Source organism: Enterobacter cloacae complex sp. 677-3DZ2D5B (assembly GCF_004136695.1).
GTDB lineage: Bacteria > Pseudomonadota > Gammaproteobacteria > Enterobacterales > Enterobacteriaceae > Enterobacter > Enterobacter hormaechei_C.
Genome location: NZ_QFLS01000009.1, coordinates 54,425 through 66,809, shown reverse-complemented (window position 1 = coordinate 66,809; position 12,385 = coordinate 54,425). Strand labels below are relative to the sequence as shown.

Genomic DNA, 12,385 nt, shown 5'->3' with positions numbered 1-12,385 from the left:
ACCTGAGGAAGCTCAATGAGCGAGAAGTTACAGAAAGTGCTGGCGCGTGCCGGCCACGGTTCGCGCCGTGAAATCGAAGCCATTATTGAAGCAGGCCGCGTGAGTGTGGACGGTAAAATCGCCACGCTCGGTGACCGCGTTGAAATCGTACCGGGGCTGAAGATCCGCATTGACGGCCATCTTATCTCCGTGAAAGAGTCTGCTGAACAGATCTGCCGCGTACTGGCTTACTACAAGCCGGAAGGCGAACTGTGTACCCGCAACGATCCGGAAGGCCGCCCGACGGTGTTTGACCGTCTGCCAAAACTGCGTGGCGCCCGCTGGATTGCCGTAGGGCGTCTGGACGTGAATACCTGCGGCCTGCTGCTGTTCACCACCGATGGTGAACTGGCAAATCGTCTGATGCACCCGAGTCGTGAAGTGGAACGTGAATACGCCGTTCGTGTTTTCGGCCAGGTTGATGAGAACAAACTGCGCGACCTGTCGCGTGGCGTTCAACTGGAGGACGGCCCAGCGGCGTTCAAAACCATCAAGTTTACCGGTGGTGAAGGCATTAACCAGTGGTACAACGTTACCCTGACAGAGGGACGTAACCGCGAGGTGCGTCGTCTGTGGGAAGCGGTCGGTGTCCAGGTGAGCCGTTTGATTCGCGTCCGCTATGGCGACATTCTGCTGCCGAAAGGCCTGCCACGTGGCGGCTATACCGAGCTGGATCTGACGCAAACCAACTACCTGCGCGATCTGGTTGGCCTGACGCCAGAAACCACGTCGAAAGTGGCGGTAGAGAAAGATCGTCGTCGCATGAAGGCGAATCAGATCCGCCGTGCGGTGAAGCGTCACAGCCAGGTTAGCAGCAATCGCCGCTCTGGCAGCCGTAATAACAACGGTTAATCGAAAAGCCCGGTGAATATACCGGGCTTTTTTTCTTCAGTAATCAATCCCCATTTGCGCTTTGATACCCGCATCGAACGCATGCTTAACCGGACGCAGCTCGCTGACGGTATCGGCCAGCTCCAGAATATCCCGATGACACCCGCGCCCCGTGACGATAACCGTCTGATGCGCTGGGCGGTTTTTCAGGGCAGCCAGCACGGCCTCCAGAGGCAGGTAGTCATAAGCCACCATATAGGTGATCTCATCCAGCAACACCATGTTCAGCGACGGGTCTGAAAGCATTCTTTTGGCATGCTCCCAGACGGCGAGGCAGGCTGCGGTATCGGTTTCCCGGTTCTGGGTATCCCAGGTAAAACCGGTCGCCATCACCTGAAACTCAACGCCATGCGGCTCGAGCAGATTACGCTCGCCGTTGGGCCATTCACCCTTGATAAACTGGATCACGCCCACTTTCTGCCCATGTCCGACTGCGCGGGTGGCGGTACCAAATGCGGCGGTGGTTTTTCCTTTACCGTTGCCGGTGAACACGATGAGGATCCCGCGCTCGTCCTGAGCGGCCGCCACGCGTGCATCAACCTGTTCTTTCAGACGCTGCTGGCGCTGCTGATGCCGATCTTCACTCATTGCGATATCCCCGGTTTGCGGCCTGGCTGGGCATCGAATGTCATTCCGGTTTTACGACGGCTGTCGTCACCCATCAGCCACAGGTAAAGAGGCATAATATCGGCCGGGGTTTTAAGCTTTTGCGGATCTTCTGTCGGGAAGGCGCTGGCACGCATTTTGGTGCGCGTACCGCCCGGGTTAATACAGTTAACCCGCAGGTGGCGGCTTTGGTACTCTTCGGCCAGCACCTGCATCATTCCTTCGGTGGCAAATTTTGAGACGGCGTAAGCCCCCCAGTTCGCACGCCCCTGACGCCCCACGCTGGAGGAGGTAAAGACCAGCGAGCCGGAATCGGAGTTGAGTAATAAAGGAAGCAAGGCCTGGGTCAGGAAGAACGTCCCGTTGACGTTAACCTGCATCACCTGCTGCCAAATCTCCGGATCCTGTTCATCCATCGGGCGCACTTCGCCCAGTAACCCCGCGTTGTGCAGTACGCCATCCAGACGCGGATAATGCGTGCTGATACGCTGGGCAAGGGCCTGACATGACGCTGGCGTACAGGTCAACAGATCGAGCGTATACCAGGGCGTGGGGGTACCGCCGGCGTTTTCGATTTCACGGGCGACGGCCTTGAGCTTTTCTTCATTACGTCCCAGCAGAATAAGGCTCGCACCGTATTCAGAATAGGTCAGCGCCGCTTCGCGACCAATCCCGTCGCTGGCACCGGTAACCAGAATGATGCGGTTCTGTAGAAGGTTTTTTTGTGGCTGATAATGCACGGTGGCTCCTCAGGCGCATTGGGCGTGACTTGCACCTTTATTTATGACTTTTCGGCTTTATGCCCGAAACAGCGTCAGAATTCAATCAGTCTACAGGACAGATCGCTGGGAAATTAACAATTTGCAAAGATTTAAACCAGAAACGGGGGATTCCTGAAGCCGCCTCGCAGAGGTAATGTCCAGAGCGAGACGCCTGCGCAGGGCTGTTGTACACTGGCGTGAAAGATTCGTGGTTAAATCAAGGTGGAACGCGTGGAATTACTTTCTCAGTATGGGTTGTTTTTGGCCAAAATCGCGACGGTGGTTATAGCTGTCGCGGTGATTGCCGTCCTGGTTGTCAACCTGACGCAGCGTAAGCGTCAGCGTGGTGAGTTACGCATTACCCGCCTGAGCGAACAGTATAAAGAGATGCAGGAGGAGATGTCTCTGGCGCTGCTTGACGATCATCAACAGAAGCTGTGGCTAAAAGCCCAGAAGAAAAAACATAAGCAGGACGCCAAAGCTGCGAAGGCGAAAGCAAAACTCGCCACGCCACAGGCTGACGCAAAACCGCGCGTCTATGTGCTCGATTTTAAAGGTAGCATGGATGCGCATGAAGTCTCCTCACTGCGTGAAGAAGTGACGGCGGTGCTGGCCGTGGCGACAGCCCAGGATCAGGTGGTGGTACGCCTTGAAAGCCCGGGTGGCGTAGTGCATGGGTATGGACTGGCGGCTTCGCAGTTACAACGTCTGCGGGATAAACAGATCCCGCTCACCGTGGCGGTAGATAAGGTCGCGGCGAGTGGCGGCTATATGATGGCGTGCGTGGCGGATAAAATCGTCGCGGCACCGTTCTCCATTATCGGCTCGATTGGGGTAGTCGCGCAGATCCCTAACTTCAATCGTTTCCTGAAAAATAAAGAGATCGACATTGAACTGCATACGGCGGGCCAGTACAAACGTACGCTGACGCTGCTCGGCGAAAATACCGAAGAGGGACGGCAGAAATTCCGGGAAGATCTGAACGAAACCCACCATCTGTTCAAAGATTTCGTGCACCGCATGCGCCCAACGCTGGACATTGAGCAGGTGGCTACGGGCGAACACTGGTACGGCACGCAGGCGCAGGTGAAAGGGCTGGTGGATGAAGTGGGTACCAGCGACGACCTCCTGCTCAACCTGATGGAAGGCCGTGAGCTGGTGGGGGTGCGCTTCACCCGACGTAAGCGCCTGCTCGACCGTTTTACCAATAGCGCGGCAGAAAGCGCGGATCGCCTGCTGCTACGCTGGTTGCAGCGCGGACAAAAGCCGCTGCTGTAAAGAAAAACGCGAGGCAGATGCCTCGCGTTTTTAGTTTTAATCGACCAGGTGGTACTTCTCTGAGAGGGTATGCGCCAGGTATTTAAACATGTTAAATACGGCGGTGCTTTTTGGGGTGGGTAATCCTTGTTCATCAAGGAAGTATTCACCGCTGAACACCAGCACGCCATTACGTTGTTCCACGCCAGTCGCTTCAATCCCCGCCAGGGTGTCTTCATGGTCGCGAATGAGTTTGTTTGCTTCGATAAGCAGTGAAGCTCGGTCAATGGGTTGGGTCGTATTCTGCATATTCCACTCCTTAAACAGTGACAATAGTCTACGCCTGGGTCGCTTCGGGGGCAAATTTTCCCTGTTATCCGAGGGGATAAGGAACAGGGGCTGGCTGGCGGGATTTGCTTTTGCATGCTAATAAAGTTGCGTAACGAATTTTATCAGGTACAGTGTGCGCTTTCGTCATTCTGGCAACAGAATTGCTTGACATTCGACCGGGAATTCGTCACGAATGAACTTTGATGTGAGAAAAATACCCGAAAACTCAATGACCTGGATGTCGCCATTCTGACGTTCGGTAACACATAGGGGTTGATATCCCCTGACGACGTCGCAATATCAATGGCTCGTCGTCAGCGGAAGGGAAATCAACGTGCGGCGTATTCCTGGAAGAATTAAATTAGGTAAAGGTGAATATGGGTAAAGCTCTCGTCATCGTTGAGTCCCCGGCAAAAGCCAAAACGATCAATAAATATCTGGGCAATGACTACGTGGTTAAGTCCAGCGTTGGTCACATTCGCGACTTGCCGACCAGTGGCTCAGCCAGCAAAAAGAGCGCAGACTCTACCTCCACCAAAGGGGCTAAAAAGCCTAAAAAGGATGAACGTAGCGCGCTTGTCAACCGCATGGGTGTTAACCCATGGCACAACTGGGATGCACATTACGAAGTGCTGCCAGGCAAAGAAAAAGTCGTTAACGAGCTGAAACAGCTTGCTGAAAAAGCAGACCACATTTATCTCGCAACCGACCTTGACCGCGAAGGGGAGGCCATCGCATGGCACCTGCGGGAAGTGATCGGGGGTGATGACAAACGCTACAGCCGTGTAGTGTTCAACGAAATTACAAAGAATGCGATTCGTCAGGCGTTTGAAAAGCCGGGTGAACTGAATATCGACCGTGTTAACGCTCAGCAGGCGCGTCGCTTTATGGACCGCGTTGTAGGCTACATGGTCTCGCCGTTGCTGTGGAAAAAGGTCGCTCGCGGCCTGTCTGCGGGGCGTGTGCAGTCTGTTGCTGTTCGTCTTGTTGTTGAGCGTGAACGCGAGATCAAAGCGTTCGTCCCGGAAGAGTTCTGGGAAGTGGATGCGAATGTCACCACGCCGGGCGGCGATGCGCTGCCGTTGCAGGTGAGCCACCACAACGACAAACCGTTCCGTCCTGAAAATCGCGATCAGACCATGGCCGCCGTGGCGCTGCTGGAAAAAGCGCGTTATCAGGTTCTGGATCGTGAAGACAAACCGACCAGCAGCAAGCCTGGCGCACCGTTTATCACGTCAACGCTTCAGCAGGCGGCGAGTACGCGTCTGGGTTACGGCGTGAAGAAAACCATGATGATGGCCCAGCGTTTGTATGAAGCGGGTTACATCACCTACATGCGTACTGACTCCACCAACCTGAGCCAGGATGCTGTCAACATGGTGCGCGGCTATATCGAGGACAACTTCGGTAAGAAATACCTGCCGGACAGTCCTAATCAGTACGCCAGCAAAGAGAATTCTCATGAAGCGCACGAAGCGATTCGACCTTCTGACGTTTCCGTTCTGGCAGAATCGCTGAAAGATATGGAAGCGGACGCCCAGAAGCTGTATCAGCTGATCTGGCGCCAGTTCGTAGCCTGCCAGATGACGCCAGCGAAATACGACTCCACCACGCTGACCGTCGGCGCGGGTGATTTCCGCCTGAAAGCGCGCGGCCGTATTCTGCGCTTCGACGGCTGGACAAAAGTGATGCCTGCGCTGCGTAAAGGTGATGAAGACAGAACGCTGCCTTCAGTCAACAAAGGTGACGAGCTGTCGCTGGTTGATCTGGTCCCGGCTCAGCACTTCACCAAGCCACCTGCGCGCTTTAGCGAAGCATCGCTGGTGAAAGAGCTGGAAAAACGCGGAATCGGTCGCCCGTCCACCTATGCGTCAATCATTTCGACCATTCAGGATCGTGGATACGTTCGCGTTGAGAACCGTCGTTTCTATGCTGAAAAAATGGGGGAGATTGTCACCGACCGTCTGGAAGCGAACTTCCGCGAGTTGATGAACTATGACTTCACCGCGCAGATGGAAGACAGCCTCGATGAGGTTGCCAGCCATAAGGCAGAGTGGAAGAAAGTTCTCGACAGCTTCTTCAGCGATTTTACCAATCAGCTTGAGAAAGCCGAGAAAGATCCTGAAGAAGGCGGCATGCTGCCTAACCAGATGGTACTGACCAGCATCGACTGCCCAACCTGTGGCCGTAAAATGGGGATCCGTACCGCGACCACGGGCGTGTTCCTCGGTTGCTCTGGTTATGCGCTGTCACCGAAAGAGCGTTGCAAAACCACCATCAACCTCGTGCCGGAGAACGAAGTTCTCAACGTGCTGGAAGGTGACGATGCGGAGACCAACGCACTGCGCGCCAAACGCCGCTGTAAGAAATGCGGCACGGCGATGGACAGCTACCTGATCGATCCAAAACGCAAACTGCACGTTTGTGGCAATAACCCGACCTGCGATGGTTATGAGATCGAAGAAGGTGAGTTCCGCATTAAGGGCTATGACGGTCCGATCGTTGAGTGTGAGAAATGTGGTTCCGAAATGCACCTGAAAATGGGACGTTTCGGTAAGTACATGGCATGCACCAACGACGACTGTAAAAACACGCGTAAGATCCTGCGTAACGGTGAAGTTGCGCCGCCGAAGGAAGATCCGGTTCCGCTTCCTGAGCTGCCGTGTGAGAAGTCAGACGCGTATTTCGTGCTACGTGACGGCGCTGCCGGTGTATTCCTGGCGGCCAACACCTTCCCGAAATCGCGCGAAACCCGTGCGCCGCTGGTAGAAGAGTTGTACCGCTTCCGTGACCGTCTGCCGGAAAAACTGCGTTACCTGGCCGATGCGCCACAGCAGGATCCGGAAGGCAACAAAACCGTGGTGCGCTTCAGCCGTAAAACGAAGCAGCAGTACGTGGCGGCAGAGAAAGAGGGCAAAGCGACCGGATGGTCAGCCTTCTTCGTCGACGGGAAATGGGTTGAAGGCAAGAAATAATCTTCCCTTACCGTAACTTACCTGTGAAAGGGCCGGACTTCCGGCCCTTTTTTATTACGTAGTTATTATTTTTTGTTCCGTACTATACAGCCTGGCTATAAATGATATAGTGGTTATAGTTAACCCGTTTCTTATTATCAAATCGTCTTAAGCGATTGACGCATGCGCTAAATCGGATGGTCTGGCATGAAATTACAGCAGCTTCGCTATATCGTTGAGGTCGTCAATCATAACCTCAATGTCTCTTCCACCGCAGAGGGTCTTTATACCTCGCAGCCCGGCATCAGCAAGCAGGTGCGTATGCTGGAGGATGAGTTAGGTATTCAGATCTTTGCCCGCAGCGGTAAGCACCTGACTCAGGTCACGCCGGCTGGACAGGAAATCATACGCATCGCACGGGAAGTGCTCTCCAAAGTCGACGCCATTAAATCCGTCGCTGGGGAACATACCTGGCCGGATAAAGGCTCTCTGTATATTGCCACCACGCACACCCAGGCGCGTTATGCGCTTCCCGGGGTGATCAAAGGTTTCATCGAACGCTATCCCCGCGTTTCCCTGCATATGCATCAGGGCTCACCGACGCAAATCGCAGAGGCCGTATCTAAAGGCAATGCAGACTTCGCTATCGCGACGGAAGCCCTCCATCTGTACGATGATCTGGTCATGCTCCCGTGCTACCACTGGAACCGCTCTATTGTCGTGACCCCGGATCACCCGCTGGCGGGGAAGGGCGAAGTGACAATCGAAGAACTGGCGCAATACCCGCTGGTGACCTATACGTTCGGCTTTACGGGCCGTTCTGAACTGGACACCGCGTTTAACCGCGCCGGATTAACGCCACGGATTGTCTTTACGGCGACGGATGCGGACGTCATAAAAACATATGTGCGTCTGGGCCTGGGCGTTGGGGTTATTGCCAGCATGGCGGTAGATCCTGTCTCAGACCCGGATCTGGTGCGTCTGGATGCGCATGATATTTTCAGCCACAGCACCACCAAGATAGGTTTTCGTCGCAGCACGTTCCTGCGCAGCTATATGTATGATTTTATTCAACGCTTCGCGCCACATTTAACGCGCGACGTGGTGGATACAGCTGTAGCGTTACGCTCCAATGAAGACATCGAAGAGATGTTTAAAGACATTAAACTTCCCGCCAAATAATCACACCCGGTATCTTTCTGGTACGGAAAGATACCGTCATTCCCCTTTAAACCTGAATTAGAATTATCATCATCTACGTCCACTGTCATATATCGTCATAACCCATTAAATGACTATGGTTTTACTGTCGCAAATTTGCGACAAAAGTAGAAACTAATTTACAGGTGTGCAAATTATTCTTTTCAATTATTTATTTCGGGTCAAAAGATTGAATTTTCCCAGGCCCAGATACGTAAATTCACTGGCTTTTCGGCTAAAGTTTCTTTAGGATTTATCTCATCAGATGATTACTTGTGCCAATTGTTTGGTCTCTAAATGATAAGCGATGTCGATTGTATGAGGTTAGCAATGCCGTCAGGAAGTGAAGAACCGCAAAGGGATCCCGCGCTTAAGCGTAAAGCCTGGCTGGCGGTCTTTCTTGGCTCTGCCCTGTTCTGGGTGGTGGTTGCTCTTCTTGTCTGGAATTACTGGGGTTGATTATGGTCATGACGGTGCGTACAGAAGCGAGAAAAGAGATGTGTCAGCTTCGTGACAATGCTCACAAAGCCCGTAAGGCGCCAGCAACCAGCGTGCCAGCTTCCTGGAAACTGACGCCACAGCAGCAGGCCTTTATTGATGTGTTCGCGGAAGACGAACCCAAAAAACAATAATTTTGAATTTTGCGTAATGATGCAAATAGTCTGAATAAAGACTGTGCGCTTTTGTACTCCTTAATAAATACACATCAGCAATATAGAACGAGGGCAGACCTCGCAACCTTAAATAATTAAAGTCTGGTGTCCCTATGATGAATAACATGACAACCGTAAAATACTGGTCATGGCTCGGCGTATTCTCAGCGTCGATCCTCTTCTGGTGTCAGCTCCTCTGGCTGGCCTTGCACTAAATCGTAAAACCTCGCCACGGCGGGGTTTTTTGTTTTATCCCTCGTGTTGGACCATTCCTAAATTTATCAATTTGGGTTGTTATCAAAACGTTACGACATCTTTGTGTTATCTTTAATTACAGCCCTGATGATTGTCAGGACATCCCTGTTTTTAAGGAGGAGCTTATGTCGTTAACCCTACGCGAAGCCAGTAAGGACACATTACAGGCGGAAAATAAAACCTGGCGCTACTATAGCTTACCGCTGGCTGCCAGAACGCTTGGGGACATTTCGCGGTTACCCAAGTCGTTGAAAGTCTTACTGGAAAACCTCTTGCGCTGGCAGGATGGCGACTCGGTTACCGAGGAGGATATCCAGGCTCTGGCAGGGTGGCTGAAGAATGCACATGCAGACAGAGAAATTGCCTATCGCCCGGCCAGGGTGCTTATGCAGGATTTCACCGGCGTACCAGCGGTTGTGGATTTGGCTGCCATGCGTGAAGCCGTTAAGCGTCTCGGGGGCGATACTGCTAAGGTTAACCCCCTGTCCCCGGTAGACCTCGTCATTGACCACTCCGTCACCGTCGATCACTTTGGTGACGACGATGCTTTCGGCGAAAACGTCCGTCTGGAGATGGAACGTAACCATGAACGCTACGTATTTCTGAAATGGGGTCAGCAGGCGTTCAGCCGCTTCAGCGTTGTTCCACCAGGCACCGGCATTTGTCACCAGGTCAACCTGGAATATCTCGGCAAAGCCGTCTGGAGTGAATTGCAGGATAAAGAGTGGGTGGCTTACCCGGATACGCTGGTGGGCACCGATTCACACACAACCATGATTAACGGCCTTGGCGTTCTGGGTTGGGGCGTCGGTGGTATTGAAGCGGAAGCGGCCATGCTCGGCCAGCCGGTATCAATGCTCATTCCCGATGTGGTGGGCTTTAAGCTGACCGGTAAATTGTCCGAAGGCATCACCGCCACGGATCTGGTTCTGACGGTCACCCAGATGCTGCGTAAGCATGGTGTGGTGGGTAAATTCGTTGAATTTTATGGCGATGGTCTGGATTCCTTGCCGCTGGCGGACCGGGCCACCATCGCCAACATGGCGCCGGAATATGGCGCGACCTGCGGCTTTTTCCCGATTGATAGCGTTACGCTGGAGTATATGCGCCTCAGTGGTCGCAGCGAGGAGCAGGTGGCCCTCGTTGAGGCCTATACTAAAGCGCAGGGCATGTGGCGTAACCCGGGTGACGAGCCGGTATTTACCAGTACGCTGGAACTGGATATGGGCACCGTTGAGGCAAGCCTCGCAGGGCCAAAACGTCCGCAGGACCGCGTCGCCCTGAGCAACGTTCCCAAAGCCTTTGCCGCCAGCAATGAGCTGGAGGTTAACGCCGCGCAAAAAGATCACCGTCCGGTGGACTATGTTCTGAACGGGCATCAGTATCAGCTTCCTGACGGCGCCGTGGTGATCGCCGCTATCACTTCCTGTACCAACACGTCCAACCCGAGTGTGTTAATGGCTGCCGGGCTGCTGGCAAAAAAAGCGGTAGAACTGGGGCTCAAGCCACAGCCATGGGTTAAAGCCTCTCTGGCGCCTGGTTCGAAAGTGGTTTCCGATTATCTGGCGCAGGCCAGACTCACGCCTTACCTCGACGAGCTGGGCTTCAACCTGGTGGGCTACGGCTGTACGACCTGTATCGGTAACTCTGGTCCACTGCCTGAGCCTATTGAAGTGGCGATCAGGCAGGGTGATTTGACCGTTGGCGCGGTACTTTCTGGTAACCGAAACTTTGAAGGGCGTATTCATCCGCTGGTGAAAACCAACTGGCTGGCCTCGCCGCCGCTGGTTGTAGCCTATGCGCTGGCCGGAAACATGAACATTAACCTGGCGACCGATCCGATTGGTCACGATCGCAAAAATGAACCGGTCTATCTGAAAGACATCTGGCCATCATCGCGTGAAATTGCGCGCGCGGTAGAGAAAGTTTCCACCGAGATGTTCCGCAAAGAGTATGCGGAAGTGTTCGAAGGCACAGCGGAATGGAAAGCGATCGACGTGGTGGGTTCCGATACCTATGACTGGCAGGATGATTCCACCTATATTCGCCTGTCGCCATTCTTCGACGAAATGCTGGCGGAGCCTGCACCGCTGAAAGATATTCACGGCGCGCGGATCCTGGCGATGCTGGGCGATTCCGTCACCACCGACCATATCTCTCCGGCGGGGAGCATCAAGGCGGACAGTCCGGCAGGTCGGTATCTGCAAAGCCGTGGCGTGGAACGTCGCGATTTCAACTCCTACGGTTCGCGCCGTGGTAACCACGAAGTGATGATGCGCGGGACCTTTGCCAACATCCGCATTCGCAATGAAATGGTTCCGGGCGTGGAAGGGGGCATGACGCGCCACCTGCCGGATACAGAGGTCATTTCAATTTATGACGCAGCCATGAAGTATCAGCAGGAGGGGACGCCGCTGGCCGTTATTGCCGGTAAAGAGTACGGCTCCGGTTCCAGTCGCGACTGGGCGGCAAAAGGTCCGCGTCTGCTCGGGGTTCGCGTGGTGATTGCCGAATCCTTTGAACGTATCCACCGCTCAAACCTGATCGGCATGGGGATCTTGCCGCTGGAGTTCCCGCAGGGCGTGACGCGTAAAACGCTGGGTCTGACCGGGGAAGAGCAGATTGATATCAGCGGTCTGCAAAATCTGCAACCGGGTAAAACCGTTCCGGTGAAATTAACGCGCGCAGATGGTACGACAGAAGTGCTGGATTGCCGGTGTCGTATTGATACGGCAACAGAGCTGACCTATTACCAGAACGACGGCATTTTACATTATGTAATTCGTAAGATGCTGGACTGATAAAATCGCCCGGCACATGTGCCGGGCGTTTTGCGTTTACTCGCTCAGCAGATGCCCCATTTTGGCGGCTTTAGTATCGAGGTAGTGCGCGTTTTTCGGGTTGCGGCCGACAATCAGCGGCACGCGTTCCACGATATTGATGCCCGCTTCAGTGAGGATTTCCACTTTCTTCGGGTTATTGGTCAACAGACGCACTTCGTCCACGCCCAGCAGCTTGAACATATCTGCGCACAGGGTGAAATCGCGCTCGTCAGCAGCAAAGCCGAGCTGATGGTTCGCTTCGACGGTATCGTAGCCCTGATCCTGCAACGCGTAGGCGCGGATTTTATTCAGCAGGCCAATATTGCGTCCTTCCTGACGGTGATACAGCAGAACGCCACGTCCTTCCTCTGCGATATGAGAAAGGGCGGCTTCAAGCTGGAAACCGCAGTCGCACCGCAGGCTGAACAGCGCGTCACCGGTCAGACACTCTGAATGAACGCGGGACAGCACCGGCGTTTGCCCCGAAATGTCGCCGAATACCAGGGCGACGTGATCTTGCCCGGTTGCCAGTTCTTCAAAACCCACCATCAGGAAATCGCCCCATGGGGTTGGCAGTTTGGCTTCTGCCACACGTTTAAGCTGCATGTGATTCTCCA

At 54.0% G+C, this 12,385-nt stretch carries 12 protein-coding genes; 8 read left to right on the top strand and 4 right to left on the bottom strand.

Annotated features, from left to right (window positions below; all coding sequences use genetic code 11):
- Positions 1-15: 15 nt before the first annotated feature.
- Positions 16-891, top strand: a complete 876-nt coding sequence (gene rluB / locus DD597_RS13710; RefSeq protein WP_003856794.1) for a 23S rRNA pseudouridine(2605) synthase RluB — start codon at positions 16-18, stop codon at positions 889-891.
- A gap of 36 nt (positions 892-927) precedes the next feature.
- Here the strand turns inward: rluB and cobO are convergent, their stop codons facing one another.
- Positions 928-1,518, bottom strand: coding sequence for a cob(I)yrinic acid a,c-diamide adenosyltransferase (gene cobO / locus DD597_RS13705; protein WP_023314251.1), 591 nt, complete (start codon positions 1,516-1,518; stop codon positions 928-930).
- The gene (locus tag DD597_RS13700; RefSeq protein ID WP_017384219.1) at positions 1,515-2,276 is read right to left on the bottom strand and encodes a YciK family oxidoreductase; all 762 of its coding nucleotides are present in this window, start codon (positions 2,274-2,276) and stop codon (positions 1,515-1,517) included. The genes cobO and DD597_RS13700 overlap by 4 nt, the downstream gene beginning before the upstream one ends.
- A 252-nt stretch (positions 2,277-2,528) precedes the next feature.
- On the opposite strand from DD597_RS13700, the gene sohB reads away from it, so the two are divergent.
- Positions 2,529-3,575 carry a protease SohB gene (gene sohB, locus DD597_RS13695; protein ID WP_129256293.1) on the top strand — a complete coding sequence of 349 codons (1,047 nt, stop codon included), beginning with the start codon at positions 2,529-2,531 and terminating at the stop codon, positions 3,573-3,575.
- Between the two features lie 36 nt (positions 3,576-3,611).
- Here the strand turns inward: sohB and DD597_RS13690 are convergent, their stop codons facing one another.
- Entirely contained in the window at positions 3,612-3,863 is a 252-nt protein-coding gene (locus DD597_RS13690) for a YciN family protein (RefSeq protein ID WP_003856804.1), read from the bottom strand.
- 398 nt (positions 3,864-4,261) lie between these two features.
- Between DD597_RS13690 and topA the strand changes: the two genes are divergently transcribed.
- The 6 genes from topA to acnA all read left to right on the top strand — a co-directional run bounded on the left by topA (position 4,262) and on the right by acnA (position 11,747).
- Positions 4,262-6,859: a type I DNA topoisomerase gene (gene topA / locus DD597_RS13685; RefSeq protein WP_129256292.1), complete on the top strand. Its 2,598-nt coding sequence runs from the start codon at positions 4,262-4,264 to the stop codon at positions 6,857-6,859.
- 186 nt (positions 6,860-7,045) lie between these two features.
- Positions 7,046-8,020: an HTH-type transcriptional regulator CysB gene (gene cysB, locus DD597_RS13680; RefSeq protein WP_006810844.1), complete on the top strand. Its 975-nt coding sequence runs from the start codon at positions 7,046-7,048 to the stop codon at positions 8,018-8,020.
- A 336-nt stretch (positions 8,021-8,356) separates the two neighbouring features.
- Positions 8,357-8,497, top strand: a complete 141-nt coding sequence (locus DD597_RS13675) for a YmiA family putative membrane protein (protein ID WP_213083754.1) — start codon at positions 8,357-8,359, stop codon at positions 8,495-8,497.
- An 8-nt stretch (positions 8,498-8,505) separates the two neighbouring features.
- Positions 8,506-8,670: a hypothetical protein gene (locus DD597_RS24860; protein WP_162183706.1), complete on the top strand. Its 165-nt coding sequence runs from the start codon at positions 8,506-8,508 to the stop codon at positions 8,668-8,670.
- A 137-nt stretch (positions 8,671-8,807) separates the two neighbouring features.
- Entirely contained in the window at positions 8,808-8,906 is a 99-nt protein-coding gene (ymiC, locus tag DD597_RS25155) for a small membrane protein YmiC (protein WP_032103392.1), read from the top strand.
- Positions 8,907-9,071: 165 nt separating this feature from the next.
- Positions 9,072-11,747: an aconitate hydratase AcnA gene (acnA, locus tag DD597_RS13670; protein WP_022651350.1), complete on the top strand. Its 2,676-nt coding sequence runs from the start codon at positions 9,072-9,074 to the stop codon at positions 11,745-11,747.
- A 36-nt stretch (positions 11,748-11,783) separates the two neighbouring features.
- Here the strand turns inward: acnA and ribA are convergent, their stop codons facing one another.
- Positions 11,784-12,374: a GTP cyclohydrolase II gene (gene ribA / locus DD597_RS13665; protein ID WP_003856813.1), complete on the bottom strand. Its 591-nt coding sequence runs from the start codon at positions 12,372-12,374 to the stop codon at positions 11,784-11,786.
- Positions 12,375-12,385: the final 11 nt, after the last annotated feature.

What these genes read in the sequence shown, in the direction of transcription:
- DD597_RS24860 (WP_162183706.1), top strand. Translation starts at nt 8,506, where the DNA reads ATGACGGTGCGTACAGAAGCGAGAAAAGAGATGTGTCAGCTTCGTGAC.
- DD597_RS13675 (WP_213083754.1), top strand. Translation starts at nt 8,357, where the DNA reads ATGAGGTTAGCAATGCCGTCAGGAAGTGAAGAACCGCAAAGGGATCCC.
- ymiC (WP_032103392.1), top strand. Translation starts at nt 8,808, where the DNA reads ATGAATAACATGACAACCGTAAAATACTGGTCATGGCTCGGCGTATTC.
- acnA (WP_022651350.1), top strand. Translation starts at nt 9,072, where the DNA reads ATGTCGTTAACCCTACGCGAAGCCAGTAAGGACACATTACAGGCGGAA.
- ribA (WP_003856813.1), bottom strand. Translation starts at nt 12,374, where the DNA reads ATGCAGCTTAAACGTGTGGCAGAAGCCAAACTGCCAACCCCATGGGGC.
- rluB (WP_003856794.1), top strand. Translation starts at nt 16, where the DNA reads ATGAGCGAGAAGTTACAGAAAGTGCTGGCGCGTGCCGGCCACGGTTCG.
- cysB (WP_006810844.1), top strand. Translation starts at nt 7,046, where the DNA reads ATGAAATTACAGCAGCTTCGCTATATCGTTGAGGTCGTCAATCATAAC.
- cobO (WP_023314251.1), bottom strand. Translation starts at nt 1,518, where the DNA reads ATGAGTGAAGATCGGCATCAGCAGCGCCAGCAGCGTCTGAAAGAACAG.
- topA (WP_129256292.1), top strand. Translation starts at nt 4,262, where the DNA reads ATGGGTAAAGCTCTCGTCATCGTTGAGTCCCCGGCAAAAGCCAAAACG.
- DD597_RS13690 (WP_003856804.1), bottom strand. Translation starts at nt 3,863, where the DNA reads ATGCAGAATACGACCCAACCCATTGACCGAGCTTCACTGCTTATCGAA.